Origin of the sequence: Mycobacterium barrassiae (assembly GCF_025822765.1) — a bacterium.
Taxonomy (GTDB): domain Bacteria; phylum Actinomycetota; class Actinomycetes; order Mycobacteriales; family Mycobacteriaceae; genus Mycobacterium; species Mycobacterium barrassiae.
Genome location: NZ_JACKUK010000037.1, coordinates 12,173 through 30,930, shown reverse-complemented (window position 1 = coordinate 30,930; position 18,758 = coordinate 12,173). Strand labels below are relative to the sequence as shown.

The window sequence follows — 18,758 nt, the reverse complement described above, 5'->3', positions numbered from 1 at the left end:
ACCCTGGTACTGCCCATCACACCGCTCACCAGGAGATTCCCATCAGCAGTTTCGCGGACAAGACCTTCACCGCGCCGGCGCAGATTCGGAACTTCTGCATCATCGCCCATATCGACCACGGCAAGTCGACGCTGGCCGACCGGATGCTGCAACTCACCGGTGTGGTCGCCGATCGCGATATGCGCGCCCAGTACCTGGACCGGATGGACATCGAGCGGGAGCGCGGCATCACGATCAAGGCGCAGAACGTCCGGCTGCCGTGGCAGGTGGACGGCGTCGACTATGTGCTGCACCTGATCGACACCCCCGGCCACGTCGACTTCACCTACGAGGTGTCCCGGGCCCTGGAGGCCTGCGAGGGTGCGGTGCTGCTGGTGGACGCCGCGCAGGGCATCGAGGCGCAGACGCTGGCCAACCTGTACCTGGCGCTGGACCGCGATCTGCACATCATCCCGGTGCTCAACAAGATCGACCTGCCCGCCGCCGACCCGGACCGCTATGCCGGCGAGATCGCCCACATCATCGGCTGTGAACCCTCCGACGTGCTGCGGGTGTCGGGGAAGACGGGTGAAGGGGTCGCTGACCTGCTCGATCACGTCGTCCGCGAGGTGCCGCCGCCGACCGGCGATGCCGACGCTCCGGCGCGGGCGATGATCTTCGACTCGGTGTACGACACCTATCGCGGTGTGGTGACCTACGTGCGCGTGGTCGACGGCAAGATCATCCCGCGCGAACGCATCAAGATGATGTCCACCGGGGCCACCCACGAGCTGCTGGAGGTGGGCATCGTCTCCCCGGAGCCCAAGGCGTCCGACGGGCTCGGAGTGGGGGAGGTCGGCTACCTGATCACCGGCGTGAAGGACGTGCGCCAGTCCAAGGTGGGCGACACCGTCACGAGCGCGCGACACGGCGCCTCGGAACCGCTGACCGGGTATCGGGAACCGCGGCCGATGGTCTACTCCGGGCTGTATCCGGTGGACGGTTCGGACTACCCGGATCTGCGTGACGCGCTCGAGAAGCTGCAACTCAACGACGCGGCGCTGACGTACGAGCCCGAGACCTCCGTTGCGCTCGGTTTCGGGTTCCGCAGCGGCTTCCTCGGCCTGCTGCACATGGAGATCACCCGGGAACGCCTCGAGCGCGAGTTTGATCTCGATTTGATATCGACGTCACCCAACGTCGTGTATCGCGTTGTGCAGGAAGACGGTACAGAAATCGTCGTCACCAACCCGTCGGACTGGCCCGAGGGCAAAGTTCGCACGGTGTACGAGCCCATCGTCAAGACGACCATCATTGCGCCCAGCGAGTTCATCGGCACCATCATGGAGCTGTGCCAGTCGCGGCGCGGTGAACTCGGCGGCATGGATTACCTTTCGCCGGAGCGGGTTGAGCTGCGGTACACAATGCCGTTGGGGGAGATCATCTTTGACTTCTTCGACGCGCTGAAGTCGCGCACACGCGGTTACGCCAGCCTCGATTACGAGGAGGCCGGCGAACAGGAAGCGGCTCTGGTGAAGGTCGACATTCTGTTGCAGGGCGAGGCCGTAGATGCGTTCAGCGCCATCGTGCACAAGGATTCCGCCTACGCGTACGGCAACAAGATGACGACCAAACTCAAGGAGCTGATTCCGCGTCAGCAGTTCGAAGTTCCGGTCCAGGCGGCGATCGGCTCGAAGATCATTGCTCGCGAAAACATCCGCGCGATCCGCAAAGACGTGCTATCGAAGTGCTACGGCGGTGATATCACGCGCAAGCGCAAGCTGCTCGAGAAACAAAAAGAGGGCAAGAAGCGAATGAAGACCATAGGTCGGGTCGAGGTGCCTCAGGAGGCCTTCGTCGCGGCGCTGTCCACCGATGCCCCTGCAGACAAGACGAAGAAGTAGGTTCCACCGAAGATGGTGCGCTCAACGGCTCGCACAGTGGGTGCGTTGAGCGCGTGCGTCGTTCTTGCGGCCTGCGGGGCTCCTGCCCAGGACGCGCGGCCGACGGTGCGGATCGCCGAAGCCGTTCAGCCGTCGCCGGTCCGGGCACTGGAGAAGATCCTGCCCACGCAGGATGAGCTGGTCGTTCTCGGCCCCAACGGCATGATGAGCCAGCGCGTCCAGGGCGGCCCCGACATGCTGCTGGCCAGCATCGGCGCAGCAGATGCGACGCCCGCCGACTGCGTCAGCCCGGCGTACCGGCTGCAGCGAGTGGTCTACGAGGCAGGTCCGGTGCAGCGGGTGGCGAGCCAGTCGTGGGCAGGCGGAACGTTCGACAGGCCACCGGTGTCCGGGTTCTTCGGCGTCGTGCAGTTCGACTCCGAGGCTGATGCGCAGGCGTTTTTCGCCGCTGCAGCAGAAAGGTGGCACCGCTGCAACGGCCAGACGCTGGTGTTGGACCAACCCGGACATGGTGCCCAGGAAACGAGCAGGGTCACCGACGTGTCGGTCGACGGCCGGATGGTGTCGGCGATGGTGATGCACGACGCCGGTTCGATGACCCAGCGGGCGCTCGGGGTGGCGGCGGATTGTGTTGTGGACGTGGAGGTTACCGACGCCAATAATCTCGGCGGCCCGGCCGGGGCGTCGAGGGTGGCGAGCCTGATGCTGGAGAAGGTCGGCGCCGCGTAAGGCCTTTGACCCGGAATTGTCGGGTGGCGCACGCATCGGCCGGAAGTCGGTCACAATAACGCGGTGACCAATATCGGTAGGGCCACTCGGGCATGTGCCGGATTCGCCGTGATCGCGGCATCCGTCCTGCTCACCGGCTGTGTGAGCACCATTTCGGGCACCGCGACGCGGGCCCAGAACCCGGGAGCCGATGTAGCGCCGCTGAAGGAGTCACAACTCGAGGACGTGGTGCTCACGATCGGTGAAATCAACGCCATCATGGGCGCGACGACCATGGAGGTCACCAGCGAGCTGGATGACATGACCGACCACTCGAACGAGGTTTCGGACCCGGAGTGCCTGGGCGCGGTCTACGGAGCCGAGGAACCCGTGTACGCGGGCAGCGGCTGGACGGCGGTACTGGACCAGATCTCGCGCGAAGAAGGCGACGACAACGATCACTGGGTCGAGCAGACCATCGTGTTGTACCCGTCGGCGGACAAGGCGCTGGGCTTCTTCGAGAAGTCCAAGGCGACATGGGAGTCGTGCGCCAACTACACGGTTTCGGTGGACGACAACGGCAACACGTACGACTGGGAACTCGAAGACCTCAAATCCGAAGACAACCTGATCACCCAGCTCACGGTCCAGTCCGATGCGGACGGGTGGGCGTGCCAGCATGCGCTGTCGCCGGTCTCCAACGTCACCATCGAGGTGTGGGCATGCAGCTACTCGCCAGGCGACGAGGCGGCGACCATCGCGAGCGACGTGGTGGCCAACGTCACCAACAAGTAGCGAAATAACCAGTCAGATCAATGTATTCCAGCTGCGTGCTTTGACCGGCGGTTGCGATTGCAACCAGTCTGATTCAAAGGAAACACAATCGCCGTCCTGCGGTTTCACCGATGGCGGCCGACATTGCGAACTCGGCGATGGCGGAGGGCCCCTAATCTGCAGGCGTGGGCGAATATCCGGAGTTGGCGGCTCCCGAAGGCGGAATCGTTCCACGGCTGCAACCCGTCGGAAGTTGGCCTTGGATAGTGTTGCTCCTCGGGGTGGTCATCATCGCTCTCGGCGGTCTTTTGTTCGCTCCCGACGCGGATGTCGACCCTGCACCGCAGCCCTCGATGTCGCACCAGGCGGCACCGTGACGGCGCTGCGCCGTGCACGTTAGCGGCTCGGGGCTACAGGTGCGCGCCGATCGCGTCTGATCAATTCACCCCACACGTTGAACGCCTCGGCGTTGTCCGCCGACGAGGTGCCGCTGGCGACCGCCACCAAGTCGTTGGCAATGCTGCCGATGCCGATTCCCGTCTGCCGCGTCACCGCAACCAGTTCGGTGAACGCCTCGGCCGGTGAGCAGCCACGGAGGCCGACCAGGACGCCGACTGCGGTATCGATCACCTTGCGCGAGGTGTCATTCGCTCGAGGACCGCTGTAACTCATGCCGACGATGGTGGTCCGCGCGCAGCCGTCGGCCAAGAGATTGGCGCATGGTGATTTAACGGTTTCTATACGCCGGTGTGGCGTCGTTTAAAGGAGATGGCCGTGAGCGTATTGCGGGTCGACAATGGCGTGATGCTCCCCGTTCTCGATCTCGCGGAGTCCGAAGCGGATCCGGCCCGGTTCCGCGCACAGTTGCGCGAGGCCGCGCATGACAGTGGATTCTTCTATCTCGTCGGTCACGGTGTGCCACGCGACAAGATGGACACTGTCCTCGGGTTGGCGCGACGATTCTTCGCCTTGCCGCTCGATGCCAAGAATGAGATCAGCCAGCTGAAAAGCCCACAGTTTCGCGGCTATTCACGCATCGGCGGCGAGCTCACCAATGGCAAGGTCGACTGGCGTGAGCAGATCGACATCGGACCCGAGCGGCCGGTGATCGATGGTGCAGAAGGTTATTGGCGGCTGCAGGGCCCCAATCTGTGGCCGACGGCGCTCGAAGGGTTCCGCGCGGCGTTCGAGGACTGGGCGGCGACGCTGTCGGAGGTCGGCATCCGCCTTCTGCGTCACTGGGCGGTCTCGCTGGGGGCCGTCGAGGACACGTTCGATGCGGCATTCACCGACCGGCCCGCCACCCTGATGAAGGTGGTGCGCTATCCCGGCACCAGCGACACGACCCAAGGCGTTGGCGTGCACAAGGATTCAGGCGTGTTGACGTTGCTGCTGCTGGAGCAGGGCTCCACCGGTCTGCAGGTCGAAGGCGAGGAGGGGCAGTGGATCGACGTCCCGCCACTGCCGGATGCCCTGGTGGTCAACATCGGTGAGCTGCTCGAGGTCGCCACGGGTGGTTATCTCCGCGCCACCCGTCATCGCGTCCTCGCGCCTCCACCGCACACCGATCGTGTGTCCATTCCGTTCTTCCTGAACCCCTCGCTTGATGCGAAGGTTCCGATCATCACGCTGCCCCCGGAGTTGGCGGCGCTGTCGCGTGGAGTCGAGGCCGACCCGGACAACCCGATCTTCAACACCTACGGCGAGAACGCGTGGAAGTCGCGTACCCGCGCCCATCCCGACGTGGCCGAACTGCACCACGGCATCGTGCCGAAAGGGGCCGCCAGCGCCTACTGAGGCGCCACCGAGCCGATTTCATCCTTATGATCACAACCCTCGGCAGCGCCGTCGCGGGCGGTTACGTTGCCGGGGTGTTCGATGTGCGCCGGCTCGTGGTGTTGCAGGAAGTCGTCCGTTGCGGGTCGCTGTCGGCCGCCGCAACGGCATTGAGCTACACCACGTCAGCCGTCTCACAACAGATCGCGGCGCTCGAGCGTGACATCGGCTCGACGCTGCTGGTCCGCAGCCCCACCGGGGTGCGGACCACCGCGGCGGGCGACCGGCTGCTCGAACACGCCGAAACGATCCTCGGCGCCATCAGGACCGCGGAACGAGACCTGCAGCACCTGGCTACCGCACATCCAGGGGTGGTGCGCGTGGCGTCATTCGCCAGTGCGGCCGGAACGCTCCTGCCGCGGGCGATCGCGCGGTTCCGGATGCTCTGCCCGGGCGTCGACGTCGAATTGGTTTCCGCCGACCCCGAAGAAGGTGTGGACCTGTTGTCCTCCGGCGGGGCCGACGTAGCGGTGATCACCGAGGTGCCGGGGGAGGCCCCCGAATTTCCCGGTGTGCACTCGATCCCGGTGTGCACTCGGTCCCGGTGTACGACGACGAGTTTTTCGTCGTCCTGCCGGCGGGACACCGGCTGGCAGCCAGTGTCGAAGTGCCCTTCGCCGCGTTGGCCCGAGAACAGTGGATCGTCAGCACCGAAACCGGGACATGCCCGGACGTGCGGGTCTTCCAGCGGGCGTGCCGCAGTGCCGGCTTCATCCCGTCTGTCACCTTCCGCACGGAGGACTACTCGACCGTGCAGGGCCTGGTCGCCGCGAATCTGGGTGTGTCACTGGTGCCTTCGCTCGCCGCGGCGGGTGCCCGAACCGACGTGGCATTGCGGCGCGTGGCCGGAAGGCAGCCGGTCCGCCGTATCGCCTTGGCGACCGCCGATCGGCCCGCCGACGGCACCGCGTTGGCGACGTTCGTCTCCCTCGTTCGTGAGGCCAGCGCGCGCATCAGTGCCGATGCGGTTTACAGCGTTCCTGAACGCCCCTTCAGCGTCGCTTGACGCCCGCTACACCAAACATCCCCTCAACCTAAGGTTCCCGCCATGACCACCACCGAAAGCACCACTCCCGTCCTCACCTCGTCCGAAGAGGCGCTGGCCACCGCACGCGCGCTGGCGGTCGACATCGCGGCGGGGGCGGTCGAGCGCGAGCTCACGGGAACCTGGCCAGAAGAGCAACTGCGGCAGATCGGTCGATCGGGTCTGCTCGGCATCATCGTGCCCGTCGCCTTCGGCGGTCCGGGCCTGCCCCGCGCCACCGCGGTGGAAGTGCTGCGCATTCTCGCACAGGCGGATTCGGCCGTCGGACAGTTGCTGCTCTCGCATTTCGTGCTCGCGCACGCCATCAGCGGGTTGGAACACAACGACCCTGCGCCCCGCATCTACACCGACGTCCTCGCCGGCGCGCAGCTCGGCAATGCGACCGTCGAGCGGGGGACGCGCACGAGTGCCGACAGGCTCACCACCGTTACGCGCCAACAGGACGGCACGTGGATACTCAACGGCACCAAGTACTACGCGACCGGTACTCTCGGCGCGACCTGGATCGCCGTCGCAGCCCGCATTCCGGACACCGAACCCTCGCATGGCGCAACCGTGTTCGTCCGACCGGAGGATCCCGGCGTCACGCTGAACCTCGACCGGTGGTCGTCGTTCGGTCAGCGCGGAACCGCCAGCGGTGAGGTCGTTTTCGACCACGTCGTCGTCGACGATGCGTTTGTCCTCGACGAGGGGCCCGATCCCGATCCGGTCACCGCGCCGCCCTCGGTCCTCGGCGCTTTCGACCAGGCTCTGCACGCGGCGGTCGACATCGGCATCGCTCGCGCGGCCCTGGAGGACGGCGCACGGTTCGTCACGACCCGTTCGCGGCCCTGGTTCGAGGCGAATGTCGACAGCGCCGCCGACGAACCGCATGTCATCCGCAGGTTCGGGGAGCTGACCGCCCGGTTGTACGCGCTCGAGGCACTGCTCGCGCACGGCGCCAAGCTGGTCGATGACGCCCTCGCCGAGCCCGAGCTGACGCGTGAGGCCGCTGCGGCGGCTTCACTTCAGGTAGCCGCGGCCAAGGCGCTGGCGCAAGAGTTCGCCGTCGAGATCGCCAGCGGCATATTCGAATTGGCGGGAGCTTCGGCCACCGACCGTGGGCACGCGCTGGACAGGCACTGGCGCAATGTGCGGGTGCACTCGCTGCACGATCCGGCCCGCTGGAAGTACGTCCACCTCGGCAACTACACCCTGCACGGGACCAAGCCGCCCCGGCTCGGTGTTCTGCTCTGACCCCGTCCGACAAAAGGAGTTCGTCATGGCTGGCTTTTATCTCACCGGCAGCATCAACGTTCCGACGGTCGATGACGCCTTCCGTCTCGTCGGGCAGCGGTTGCAACCCGGTACCACCCGGGTGCCCGACGGCGAACCCGGCGATCGGGCGAACTGGGTACTGACCCAGGCCGACCATTTCCTGAAGAATCCGACCCTGGAGGTCGTCGGCAACAAGGTCAGGGTGCGCCCGGGTTCGACTGTGTCCTTCGGTGCTTTGGACTACCACACCATTGCCACGCAGTCGTATACCCGCTTCGCCGCCGCCCGTGATGAGGGCGTGCTGGCGGCGGACTCACGCTTCCTTGTCTCCATACCCACGCCGTTCAACGCGGTGAACTCGTTCGCGGAGTTGGATTCTCAGGTCGAGGTCGCCTACGCCTATGAACAGCAATTGCGCCACAGTGTCGAGGCGCTGCAGGAGGCCATCCCGCCGAGTGATCTCGCGATCCAGTGGGATCTGCCGACCGAACTGGCGACCATCGAGGGCTGGTTCCCTAACCCATACGGCGGTTTCGAGCCGATCTTCGCGGCGACGGCACGGTTGGCGTCATGGGTGCACGACGACGCGGAGCTGACTTTCCATCTGTGCTACGGCGATTCGAAGTTCGGGGCGTCACCGTTCATGGGCGATCCGCCGGACGAGGAGGCGGCGGCCCGCGGCGGCAGGCATATCCTGCCGCGCGACGCGACCGCGATCGTCGCCCTGGCCAACGGGTTGTCCCGGCACGTACCGCGGCGCATCGACGCGATTCAGGCGGCGACCGTCGCGGCCTGGACCAAGCGCGCACACTGGCAGCCGCTGAGCGGCCTCGCCCTGGAATCCGACACCGAGATCTACCTCGGTCTCCTGCATGCCGAGGACGGTGCCGACGGTGCACGTGCGCGGGCCGCGCTGGCGTCGGAATTCCTGCCCGACTTCGGGATATCGACCGAGTGCGGACTCGGCCGGCATTCGGAGGCTCAGCTCGAGGCGGTACTCGTCGCGTGGCAGGAGTACGCGGCAAGCCGCGAACCCGCGCTGGCCGCTAGCTGAGTCCGGCGTCCGCGCCGGAGCCAGGCACAGCCCCGAAAAGCGTTGGGCGACAGGTAACCATCACTTCGCAGGGTGACTACGAAGGCGCGTTGGCCGGCACGAACACCCCTGAGCTGTCGGCTTCCTCCTCGGCGCGGATCACGTGCACGACGGCGTTGATCAATGCCAGGTGGGTGAACGCCTGCGGGAAGTTGCCCAGATGCCGCCCGGTGCTCGGTTCGATCTCCTCGGCGTACAGATGCAGCGGGCTCGCGAACGACAGCAGCCGTTCGCACAGGTGCTTGGCGCGATGGATCTCGCCGATCTCGACGAGCGCGGACACCAGCCAGAACGAGCAGATCGTGAATGTGCCTTCCTCGCCGGACAATCCATCGTCGGTCTCCTCGACGCGGTACCGCAGCACCAGCCCGTCCTCGGTGAGTTCGTCCGCGATGGCCAGCACCGTCGCCCGCACCCGCGGATCGTCGGCGGGCAGGAACCGGGTCAGCACGGCCAGCAGCAGCGACGCGTCGAGCGCGTCGTCGCCGTAGCGCTGCGTGAACACGCCGCGGGAGTCCACACCGTTCTTGAGGACGTCGGCCTTGATCTCCTCGGCGATGGCCCGCCACTGTTGCGCATAGGACTTCTCGCCCTGTAGCTCAGCGAGTTTGGACCCGCGGTCGAGCGCGACCCAACACATGATCTTGCTCGACGTGAAGTGCTGGGGCTCGCCACGCACCTCCCAGATACCGCGGTCGGGTTCCTTCCAGTGCTTGATGGCCTCCTCGACCTGCTGCTTGAGCACGGGCCACAACGTGTCGGAGATCTGCTCACGCGATTTCGCGTGCAGGTACACCGAATCCAGCATCGTGCCCCAGATGTCGTGCTGCATCTGGTTGTACGCACCGTTGCCGATGCGCACGGGACGCGCACCGTCGTAGCCGGACAGGTGGTTGAGTTCCTCCTCGACGAGGCTGCGTTCCCCGCCGACGGCGTACATCACCTGAAGCGGATGGCGCTCGCCGTTGTTGGCGCCGGAGACGTCGGCGATGAACGCGAAGAAGTCGTCGGCCTCGCGGTCGAGGCCAAGCGTGTAGAGGCCCCACAGCGCGAAGGTGGTGTCACGCACCCACGCGTAGCGGTAGTCCCAGTTCCGTTCCCCCTGAGGGGTTTCCGGCAACGAGGTGGTGGGCGCGGCCAGGATTGCGCCGGTGGGCGAGTAGGTGAGCCCCTTGAGCGTCAGCGCGCTGCGCTGCAGGTAGGCCCGCCACGGGTGGTCGGGGAAGTCGCCGATGTTGATCCACTGCCGCCAGCACTCGCTGGTCTGCCACATCTTGTCGGCGGCCTCATCATACGTCTGCGGCGCCGGATGTTTCGACCAACTCAGCGCGACGAAGACGTTGTCGCCCTCCTTCATCCGCGTGCGCGCCCGCGCCTCGTGACCCTCCAGGCCCAGGCGCAGATTGGTGGTCAGCCGCAGCGTCGGATGCGCGTCGGAATCGCGGCTCGCCCGCGATATCGCCTCGCCGTACGCCTGGGCGGAGTACTCCCATGTGGCGGGGATGCGGTGGTAATCAAACGCCGGTTCACAGTTCATCACCAGCTCGACGGTGCCGCTCACGCATCGCACCGTGCGCAACAGGATGTGCTCGGCGTCCCAGTCCATCGGGGTGCGGCGATGCGTGCGCGACCGGGTCTCGAGGTCGTGCCACGGTCCCATGACCAGCGCGTCGCGCACGATGATCCACCCGGTGTGGGTCTGCCAGGTGGTCTCCAGGATCAGGCTGCCGGGCAGATACCGGCGGGCGGCGGGCACCGCCACTCCGTACGGCGCGAGACGGAAATGGCCCGCGCGGCGATCCAGGATGGCGCCGAACACGCTGGGGGAGTCCGGGCGCGGGACGCACAGCCATTCCACCGACCCCGCCGAGGAGATCAGGCAGGTGTTCTCGCAGTCGGACAGGAACGCGTAGTCGGCGATAGGCGGGAACGGGTTCCGCAAGGACCCACCCGAGGTGTACGGCACCGGGGACGTCACCGACAACGGCGCGTCGTACTCAACCTTGGATGGCCCGCTGGAGGCCTCGGCGTCTTGCAGAACCATGCCGACATCATCAACTGCCGATGTGCCCGGCGTCCACTCATCACGTGCGTGTCCTGCCGCGGCGCGATCAGCGCCGGGCAAACTTCGGGACCCGCTCGGGCAGCGGGCCGATGGCGACCCCGTAGCCTGCGACGGTGCGCAGAGGTCGGAATCGTGCGGCGAGCCGCACCAGCAGCGGCGGTTTGACCTGCCCCGCCGCTGCCCCTTCGGCGCCGATGGCCACCGCGATGACGCGGCGGTGAATTACCCGTTGCACCGCCTGGATCAGGGCCGCAGGCAGCCAGCGGCGCACCTGGACGCGGGCCAAATGCCTGGTAGAAAGCGTGCCCGCGAGCAGAGGTCCGGCCACGATGCGGGCCGTCGCGACGGCATCGGCCACGGCGAGGTTGATGCCGACGCCGCCGACAGGGGACATGGCGTGGGCGGCGTCGCCGATGAGCATCACCCCGTCGCGGTACCACCGCGGCAGCCGGTTGAGCTGGACGTCGAGCAGCTTGACGTCGTCGAATGACGTCAACCCGGCGATGTGGTCGGCCAGCCACGGCACCAGGGCCACCACACGGCGCTGGAGCGCTTCGATGCCCTGTGCGCGAAGTTGGGCGTCGCTGCCCTTGGGGATCACGTAGGCGCATTGGTAGTAGTCGCCGCGATCGATGACGATTTGGGCCGCACCAGCGCCCAGCACGCCGGCCAGGCCGTGCGGGTCGTCGGCGTCGCGCGGCAGCCGGAACCACCACACGTCCATCGGTGTGCCGAAGTTGCGGGGCCGCAGACCCATGGCGGTGCGCAGCGTCGACGAGCGACCGTCGCACGCCACGGTGAGCGCCGCGCGCATCTCACGGATCTGCCCGCCGTCGGCCCGATATCGGACTCCGACCACCTTGTCGCCGCCCATGATGGGCCCGAGCACTTCGGTACTGCGGAGCAAGCGGAATGTCGGCTCCTGCTCGGCCGCGGCGGCGAGCAGTTCGAGGAAGTCCCATTGCGGCACGAGCGCAATGTGTTTGTGTGGGCCGGGGATGCGCTGCAGGTCGATGCTGACCTCGGTGCCCTGGATCGTCATGGTCAGGGTGTCGATCTCGCGGTGAGGTACCTGCGCGAATTCGGCCGCCAGGCCCAGCTCGTCGAGGAGCCGAAGGGTGCTGGCGTGCACGGTGTCGCCGCGGAAGTCACGCAGGAAGTCCGCGTGCTTCTCCATGACTGTCACGTCGACACCGGCGCGGGCCAGCAGTAGGCCGAGCATGATGCCCGCGGGACCGCCACCGGCGATGATGCAGGTAGTGCTGTTTGCGTCGGCAGGCACTCGGCCATTTTCGCATCGAATAGTCTGGCTGGATGGGCAGCTTCCTCAGTTGGTGGGACGGTGTGGAGCTGTGGCTCTCGGGTCTGCCCTTCGTCGCGCAGACCGCGGTGGTGATGCCGGTCGTGCTGGCGCTGGCGTACGGAATCGCCGTGGTGCTCGACGGTGCGTTGGGCAACGGGATACGGGTGTTGCGTCGGGTGAGGCATGACGACGAGGACCAACCATGAGGGGCGGGATGCCGCGGTCGAGGGTGACGTTGGTGCTCGTCATCCTGGTGGTTCTGGTGCTCGTGATGTGGCTGGTGACTCGGCAGGTCGGCTGAGGCCAGGCTGAGCATCTGGGAAGACTCTGTTATTCTTCGCGCCATGCGTACGGCGTCCGGCAACAAGAGTGGCCACGTTCTGGCCCTCATTGCCGTGGGATTCAGCGCCGTCGCTGATGTCTGTTGTTGTTGCTGACTCCATCCCCGTGCGCGGTTTGGCGTCGGTGACGGCTGTGGTTTGAACCCTCCTACCGATCTTTCGCCGTTCTATCGCCACGGGACTGCTCGCTAACCGCCCCTGGAAATAGGAAACGAAAGGTCACCATGTTCAGCACCTTCAAACCCCTCAAGAGCTGGCGCACCGCCGTCGCGCTCGCCGCGACGGCGGCCGTGCTGGCCGGCTGCAGCGGCGGCGCGAGCGACGTCGCGGGCGAAGGGGGCGGCGGCTCCGACGCGCACACCACGCTGACCCTGGTCGCCTACGCCGTGCCAGAACCGGGCTGGAGCAAGACCAGCGCCGCATTCGCCGCCACCCCGGAGGGTGAAGGTGTCGAGGTCACCGCGTCCTACGGGGCCTCAGGTGACCAGTCCCGCGCGGTGGAGTCCGGCAAGCCCGCCGACGTGGTGAACTTCTCCGTCGAGCCGGACATCACGCGCCTCGTGAAGGCTGGTTTGGTCAACGAGGACTGGAACGCCGGTGTCCACAATGGCGTGCCGTTCGGTTCGGTGGTGACCTTCGCTGTCCGCGAGGGCAATCCGAAGAACATCCATGACTGGGACGACCTGTTGAAGCCCGGCATCGAGGTCATCACGCCCAGCCCGCTGAGCTCGGGTGCGGCGAAATGGAACCTGCTGGCGCCGTATGCCGTCAAGAGCAACGGCGGTCAGGATCCGGCGGCCGGCCTCGCCTACGTTGACGAGCTGGTGCGTCAGCACGTGAAACTGCGTCCCGGCTCGGGACGTGAGGCCACCGACGTGTTCGCCCAGGGCACCGGTGACGTCCTTCTCGCCTACGAGAACGAAGCCATCAACTTCAACCTCGAGCACGTCACTCCGCCGCAGACGTTCAAGATCGAGAACCCGGTGGCGGTCGTCAACACCAGCCAGCACCAGGAGAAGGCGCGGGAGTTCCTCAACTTCCAGTTCACCCCGGAAGGCCAGAAGCTGTGGGCCGAGGCGGGCTTCCGGCCGGTTGACCCCGCCGTCCTCGAGCAGTTCGCCGACAAGTACCCCGTGCCGCAGAAGCTGTGGACGATCGCCGATCTCGGCGGCTGGGCCGACGTCGACCCGGCACTGTTCGACAAGAAGAACGGCTCGATCACCAAGATCTACACAGAAACCACGGGATGACCTCGGTTATCGACCCGAATCCAGAAGCCAGCCGCCCCGAGCTCGGTCCTGACGGGCCGGGCCGGGGGGCCGGTCTTCTGCGTCCCGACGGGGCTCGCCTCCAGGTGGGTGTCGCGGTGCTGTGGCTGTCTCTGATCGTGCTACTGCCGCTGGCCGCGATCCTGTGGACCTCGATCGAAGGCGGCCCTGCGGAGTTCTGGAACACGGTGACCTCACCGTCGGCGCTGGCGTCGTTCCGGGTGACGCTGACCATCTCGATCATCGTCACGGTGGTCAACGTGGTGTTCGGCCTACTCATCGCCTGGGTGCTGGTGCGGGACGACTTCCCGCTCAAGCGGGTCGTCGACGTGGTCATCGATCTGCCCTTCGCGCTCCCGACCATCGTCGCCAGCTTGGTGTTGCTTTCCCTGTACGGACCGGGCAGCCCGGTGGGCATTCACATCCAGCACACCGCGTGGGGCGTCGGGTTGGCACTCGCGTTCGTCACGCTGCCGTTCGTGGTGCGTGCCGTGCAGCCGGTGCTGCTGGAACTCGACAGTGAGGTAGAAGAAGCCGCGGCCTCGCTGGGGGCCAACAACCTGACGATCTTCGTCAAGGTCATCCTGCCTGCGCTGGCGCCATCGCTGCTGTCGGGCGCGGGTCTGGCGTTCTCCCGGGCGATCGGAGAATTCGGTTCGATCGTGCTGATCGGCGGTGCCATCCCGGGTAAGACCGAGGTGTCCTCGCAGTGGATCCGGACCCTTATCGAGAACGATGACCGCGCCGGTGCGGCGGCAGTTTCGATTGTGCTGCTTGCGATCTCGTTCGTCGTTCTCTTCGTCCTCAGGTACTTCGGCGCGCGGGCAGCGAAGCGGGAGCAAGCTGAACGATGAAGCTGGCCCTGCCGACCCGTCTGACGCTGCGATTCATCGCGATCGTTTATGTATTCGCGCTTCTGCTCGTCCCGTTGGGGGCGATTCTGTGGCGGTCGTTCAGTCCCGGCCTGGGTGAGTTCTGGGCATCCATCACCACCCCCGCCGCCCAGTCGGCGCTTCAGCTGTCGCTGTTGGTGGTGGCGATCGTCGTGCCGCTGAACGTCGTTTTCGGAGTCCCCACCGCGATTGTGTTGGCGCGCAGGAAGTTCCGCGGCAAGAACGCTCTGCAAGCAGTCATCGATCTGCCGTTCGCGGTGTCGCCGGTGGTGGTGGGCGTCGCGCTGATCGTGCTGTGGGGTTCTGCCGGTCTGTTCGGTTTCGTGGAGAACGACCTCGGCTTCAAGATCATCTTCGGATTTCCCGGGATCGTGCTGGCCAGCATCTTCGTGACGCTTCCATTCGTGATACGCGAGGTAGAGCCGGTCCTGCATGAGATCGGTACCGATCAGGAAGAGGCATCGGCGACGCTGGGCGCCACGTGGTGGCAGACGTTCTGGCGTGTGACGCTGCCGTCCATACGGTGGGGGCTGACGTACGGGGTGGTGCTGACGGTGGCCCGCACGCTCGGCGAATTCGGTGCCGTATTGATCGTGTCATCGAACCTGCCTGGTAAGTCGCAGACCCTGACACTGCTCGTCCACGACCGTTACACGCTCGGCAATCCCTATGGCGCCTACACCATTTCGACTGTGCTGATGGCAGTGGCCGTCTCCGTGCTGGTGGCCCAGATCATCTTCGACGCTCAGCGTAAACGCACCAAGACCGACGATTGATCCCAGGAGAAGATGCATGTCCACCGATCACGCCATTGTGGTGCGGGGTGCGAACAAGCACTACGGTGACTTCGCCGCACTCGACAACGTCGACTTCGAAGTGCCGAAAGGATCACTGACCTCGTTGCTGGGTCCAAGCGGCTCAGGCAAGTCCACGTTGTTGCGTGCGATCGCCGGGCTCGACCGGCCCGATTCCGGCACGGTCACGATCAACGGACGCGATGTGACCGACGAGCCGCCTCAACGACGTGGCATCGGTTTCGTCTTCCAGCATTACGCGGCGTTCAAGCACCTGACGGTGCGCGAGAACATCGCCTTCGGGCTGAAGATCCGCAAGCGACCCAAGACAGAAGTCAATCGGAAGGTCGACGAACTGCTCGAGGTCGTGGGTCTCACAGGGTTCAAAGACCGCTACCCCGCACAGCTTTCGGGCGGTCAGCGTCAGCGGATGGCACTGGCCCGTGCCCTTGCGATCGACCCCGAGGTCCTGCTTCTCGACGAGCCGTTCGGTGCGTTGGACGCCAAGGTGCGCGAGGATCTGCGCGCATGGCTGCGCCGGCTCCACAACGAGGTGCACGTGACCACCGTGCTGGTGACGCACGACCAGGCGGAGGCCCTCGACGTCTCCGACCGGATTGCGGTGCTGAACAAAGGCCGCATCGAGCAGGTCGGGTCTCCGGTCGAGGTGTACGACGAGCCGGTGAACGAGTTCGTGCTGTCATTCCTTGGCGCCGTGTCGGCTCTGGACGGTGCACTGGTTCGGCCGCACGACATCCGAGTCGGTCGCGATCCCGAACTCGCTGTCGCGTTCGATGCCGGCACCGAGACGACCGGGGTGGTGAAGGCGACGATCGACCGTGTCGTCAAGCTGGGATTCGAAGTGCGCGTAGAGCTCACCGACGACGTCACCGGATCCCCGTTCACCGCTGAGATCACCCGCGGTGACGCCGAGGCGTTAGGCCTCGCAGCGGGGGACACCGTCTACGTGCGGGCCACCCGGGTCCCGCCGTTGGGGTCGAAGGGTCGAGCGATCAGGGACGGCGACTCGGGGCGGCTGGTAGCCAACTGAGGCGCGCGACACTACGGCGTTTCGGCCTCGGCGGGATGGTCAAATCGTTTCCGGGGTTGTCCGGCGACCGGCGCGCGCGACGAGCAACTAGGCTCACCGCTGAGGAGATGACATGACCAACGCCATCGAGGTCCGGGGGGCCAACAAGCACTACGGTGACTTCGCGGCGCTCGACAACGTCGACTTCGAGGTGCCGAAAGGGTCACTGACTGCGCTGTTGGGGCCCAGCGGTTCGGGTAAATCGACACTGCTGCGCGCGATCGCGGGCCTCGATCAGCCAGACACCGGCACCGTCATCATCAACGGACACGACGTCACGGACGTGCCGCCACAGCGCCGCGGCATCGGGTTCGTCTTCCAGCATTACGCGGCGTTCAAGCATCTGACGGTCCGGGACAACATCGCGTTCGGGCTGAAGATCCGCAAGCGGCCCAAGAACGAGGTCAAGGACCGGGTGGACAACCTGCTCGAGGTGGTGGGACTGAGCGGCTTCCAAAGTCGCTACCCCAACCAGCTGTCCGGTGGGCAGCGTCAGCGGATGGCCTTGGCGCGCGCACTGGCCGTCGACCCCGAAGTGCTGCTGCTCGACGAACCGTTCGGCGCGTTGGACGCCAAGGTGCGCGAAGACTTGCGCGCGTGGCTCCGACGCCTGCACGACGAGGTCCATGTGACGACTGTGCTGGTGACGCATGACCAGGCGGAGGCGCTGGATGTCGCCGACCGGATCGCGGTGCTCAACAAGGGCCGCATCGAGCAAGTCGGTTCTCCCACCGAGGTTTACGACAAACCGGCCAATGCGTTTGTGATGTCGTTCCTCGGCACGGTGTCGACTTTGAACGGCACCCTGGTCCGGCCGCATGACATCCGCGTCGGTCGCAATCCCGATATGGCGATCGCGAGCAGCGATCAGTCCGTCCAGACGACTGGCGTGGTGCGGGCCACCATCGAGCGGATCGTCATGCTGGGCTTCGAAGTTCGTGTCGAACTCGTCAGCGCCGCGGACAATACGCCTTTCACCGCGCAGATCACCCGCGGCGATGCCGAGGCGCTCGGCCTCAAGGAGGGCGACACCGTGTACGTGCGTGCGACGCGGGTTCCCGAACTGCCCGGCGGCTCCGAAATCCCTGCCGCCGATGAAGCCGACGACGACGAGTCGCTGACCACCGCCTGACTTTCTTACCGCGAGCAGTGGTGACTGGTGCTCAGAAGTAGCCGTTGGCCGGCGGAAAGACTCCGTTGACGGCGTAATTGCCCGCGACATAGGCCTTGTACGCCAACGGACTATGCGTGGCGACGGTGCGGACGTTGCGCCAATGCCGGTCGAGGTTCAGCGCGCGGGCGGTGGCCGACGCGCCGCCGGTATCGAACAACCGCTCAGCGGCCGAGAGGGTCAATCGTTCGGCCACCAGCTGGGCCTTGGCGATCGTGACGGCGACGTCCGCGACGGCGTCCTGATCATGCTGCAGGCCCTGGTCGACAAGACGGTCGATCGGATCGGCCGCCGCCAGGACGATCGCTTCTGCTGACGATGCGGCCGCCGAGATATCGCCGACCGCTTGCAGGACAAAGGGATCGGTGGCCGCACTATCCGCGACCGAATGCGCCGCCGGACGTGCCTTGGTGCGGACGTACTCGACCGCGTCGTCGAATACGGCGTAGGCGATGCCGACGGCCACCGCCGCCAGATACAGCTGCAGGAATGCGGTCCCGTGTCCGAGCGTATTGCCCTCGGACACCGTGACGACCTCCTCGGCGTGCACCTCGACCTCGGTGAACCGGGTGCCGCCGCTGGCGGTTGTGCGCTGGCCGAATCCGTCCCAGTCGTCGAACAATTCGACGCCTTCGCGATCGGCGGGGATGATGGCCTGCACATCGCGGCCGTCGGCGTCCAACGCCGACACCGCGATGACGTCGGCGAACAGCGTTCCGGTGGAGTAGAACTTGTAGCCGTTGAGCCGCAGCACGCCTGAGGTGTCGGGGAGCACCTTGGTGTCGGCGCTCGACGGCGCCCGGCCCGCCGCATCCGTGATCGCGTTGCCGACGACGATGCCCGCGTTCAGTCGCGGGAACCACTCGGCGCGCTCGGCGGGAATCGCGCGGTTGCTCAGTAGGCGTTCGGAGAAGCCGAAGTGTGCCCGTAGCGCTTGTGCGACATTCGAACTCCCGCGGCCGATCTGGATCACCGCGCTGAGTACGTCGCGCGCGGTGCCGCCTGGTCCGCCGAACTCGGTCGGCACACGCAGTGCGAGCACCCCCGCGCGCCGGATCGCTTCGACGGCGTCGTACTGCAGCACCCGCTCGCGTTCTGCGGCGGGATCCTCGCGTCGAAGCGATGCCACGATCTCGGGCAGCCGGGCCAACCGCTCGGCCACTGATCCGCCGAGTGGCTCGGTCGAGAACGGCGCGCGCGGCGCGACGGGTTCACGGGTGACGGTCATAGCGACTCC

Annotated in this window: 19 protein-coding genes and 1 pseudogene; 16 read left to right on the top strand and 4 right to left on the bottom strand. The window is 66.1% G+C overall.

The annotated features are described in order from the left end of the window. Window positions 1-35 precede the first annotated feature (35 nt). The 4 genes from lepA to H7J93_RS24980 all read left to right on the top strand — a co-directional run bounded on the left by lepA (window position 36) and on the right by H7J93_RS24980 (window position 3,742). Window positions 36-1,883 carry a translation elongation factor 4 gene (lepA, locus tag H7J93_RS24995; RefSeq protein WP_372508030.1) on the top strand — a complete coding sequence of 616 codons (1,848 nt, stop codon included), beginning with the start codon at window positions 36-38 and terminating at the stop codon, window positions 1,881-1,883. Window positions 1,884-1,895: 12 nt separating this feature from the next. Beyond that, the gene (locus H7J93_RS24990; RefSeq protein WP_267308984.1) at window positions 1,896-2,612 is read left to right on the top strand and encodes a sensor domain-containing protein; all 717 of its coding nucleotides are present in this window, start codon (window positions 1,896-1,898) and stop codon (window positions 2,610-2,612) included. Window positions 2,613-2,675: 63 nt separating this feature from the next. Continuing rightward, window positions 2,676-3,386 carry a sensor domain-containing protein gene (locus H7J93_RS24985; RefSeq protein ID WP_267308983.1) on the top strand — a complete coding sequence of 237 codons (711 nt, stop codon included), beginning with the start codon at window positions 2,676-2,678 and terminating at the stop codon, window positions 3,384-3,386. 164 nt (window positions 3,387-3,550) lie between these two features. Further along, entirely contained in the window at window positions 3,551-3,742 is a 192-nt protein-coding gene (locus tag H7J93_RS24980) for a hypothetical protein (RefSeq protein ID WP_267308982.1), read from the top strand. A 19-nt stretch (window positions 3,743-3,761) separates the two neighbouring features. Here the strand turns inward: H7J93_RS24980 and H7J93_RS24975 are convergent, their stop codons facing one another. After that, window positions 3,762-4,037, bottom strand: a complete 276-nt coding sequence (locus H7J93_RS24975) for an ANTAR domain-containing protein (protein WP_267308981.1) — start codon at window positions 4,035-4,037, stop codon at window positions 3,762-3,764. Between the two features lie 132 nt (window positions 4,038-4,169). On the opposite strand from H7J93_RS24975, the gene H7J93_RS24970 reads away from it, so the two are divergent. From H7J93_RS24970 to H7J93_RS24950, 5 genes and pseudogenes are all read left to right on the top strand, one after another. Then, the gene (locus tag H7J93_RS24970; RefSeq protein WP_267309008.1) at window positions 4,170-5,162 is read left to right on the top strand and encodes an isopenicillin N synthase family dioxygenase; all 993 of its coding nucleotides are present in this window, start codon (window positions 4,170-4,172) and stop codon (window positions 5,160-5,162) included. A gap of 26 nt (window positions 5,163-5,188) precedes the next feature. Beyond that, a pseudogene (locus tag H7J93_RS24965) lies at window positions 5,189-5,689 on the top strand (LysR family transcriptional regulator); the annotation flags it as partial. A gap of 41 nt (window positions 5,690-5,730) precedes the next feature. After that, a complete protein-coding gene (locus H7J93_RS24960) occupies window positions 5,731-6,207 on the top strand; it encodes a LysR substrate-binding domain-containing protein (protein WP_267308980.1) in 477 nt (158 codons plus the stop codon). Between the two features lie 42 nt (window positions 6,208-6,249). Then, window positions 6,250-7,482 (top strand): acyl-CoA dehydrogenase family protein, encoded by a 1,233-nt coding sequence (locus H7J93_RS24955; RefSeq protein ID WP_267308979.1) that lies wholly within the window; start codon window positions 6,250-6,252, stop codon window positions 7,480-7,482. A 25-nt stretch (window positions 7,483-7,507) separates the two neighbouring features. Continuing rightward, window positions 7,508-8,557, top strand: a complete 1,050-nt coding sequence (locus H7J93_RS24950; protein ID WP_267308978.1) for a hypothetical protein — start codon at window positions 7,508-7,510, stop codon at window positions 8,555-8,557. A gap of 76 nt (window positions 8,558-8,633) precedes the next feature. Here the strand turns inward: H7J93_RS24950 and H7J93_RS24945 are convergent, their stop codons facing one another. Together H7J93_RS24945 and H7J93_RS24940 are read right to left on the bottom strand one after the other, a co-directional pair. Continuing rightward, the gene (locus H7J93_RS24945; RefSeq protein WP_267308977.1) at window positions 8,634-10,640 is read right to left on the bottom strand and encodes a glycoside hydrolase family 15 protein; all 2,007 of its coding nucleotides are present in this window, start codon (window positions 10,638-10,640) and stop codon (window positions 8,634-8,636) included. Window positions 10,641-10,707: 67 nt separating this feature from the next. Continuing rightward, a complete protein-coding gene (locus tag H7J93_RS24940) occupies window positions 10,708-11,943 on the bottom strand; it encodes an FAD-dependent oxidoreductase (protein ID WP_267308976.1) in 1,236 nt (411 codons plus the stop codon). A 32-nt stretch (window positions 11,944-11,975) separates the two neighbouring features. Between H7J93_RS24940 and H7J93_RS24935 the strand changes: the two genes are divergently transcribed. The 7 genes from H7J93_RS24935 to H7J93_RS24910 all read left to right on the top strand — a co-directional run bounded on the left by H7J93_RS24935 (window position 11,976) and on the right by H7J93_RS24910 (window position 17,482). Further along, the gene (locus H7J93_RS24935; RefSeq protein ID WP_267308975.1) at window positions 11,976-12,170 is read left to right on the top strand and encodes a hypothetical protein; all 195 of its coding nucleotides are present in this window, start codon (window positions 11,976-11,978) and stop codon (window positions 12,168-12,170) included. A gap of 138 nt (window positions 12,171-12,308) precedes the next feature. Next, window positions 12,309-12,401, top strand: coding sequence for an Ms4533A family Cys-rich leader peptide (locus H7J93_RS29485; RefSeq protein ID WP_372508027.1), 93 nt, complete (start codon window positions 12,309-12,311; stop codon window positions 12,399-12,401). Between the two features lie 128 nt (window positions 12,402-12,529). Then, entirely contained in the window at window positions 12,530-13,555 is a 1,026-nt protein-coding gene (locus H7J93_RS24930) for a sulfate ABC transporter substrate-binding protein (RefSeq protein ID WP_267308974.1), read from the top strand. Further along, entirely contained in the window at window positions 13,552-14,427 is an 876-nt protein-coding gene (gene cysT, locus H7J93_RS24925; protein WP_267308973.1) for a sulfate ABC transporter permease subunit CysT, read from the top strand. Before H7J93_RS24930 ends, cysT begins: the two co-directional genes overlap by 4 nt. Continuing rightward, window positions 14,424-15,242, top strand: coding sequence for a sulfate ABC transporter permease subunit CysW (cysW, locus tag H7J93_RS24920; protein WP_267308972.1), 819 nt, complete (start codon window positions 14,424-14,426; stop codon window positions 15,240-15,242). The genes cysT and cysW overlap by 4 nt, the downstream gene beginning before the upstream one ends. A gap of 16 nt (window positions 15,243-15,258) precedes the next feature. Beyond that, a complete protein-coding gene (locus tag H7J93_RS24915) occupies window positions 15,259-16,311 on the top strand; it encodes a sulfate/molybdate ABC transporter ATP-binding protein (RefSeq protein WP_267308971.1) in 1,053 nt (350 codons plus the stop codon). A gap of 112 nt (window positions 16,312-16,423) precedes the next feature. Then, window positions 16,424-17,482 (top strand): sulfate/molybdate ABC transporter ATP-binding protein, encoded by a 1,059-nt coding sequence (locus H7J93_RS24910; protein WP_267308970.1) that lies wholly within the window; start codon window positions 16,424-16,426, stop codon window positions 17,480-17,482. Between the two features lie 31 nt (window positions 17,483-17,513). Here the strand turns inward: H7J93_RS24910 and H7J93_RS24905 are convergent, their stop codons facing one another. Further along, a complete protein-coding gene (locus H7J93_RS24905; RefSeq protein ID WP_267308969.1) occupies window positions 17,514-18,749 on the bottom strand; it encodes an acyl-CoA dehydrogenase family protein in 1,236 nt (411 codons plus the stop codon). Between the last annotated feature and the right edge of the window lie 9 nt (window positions 18,750-18,758).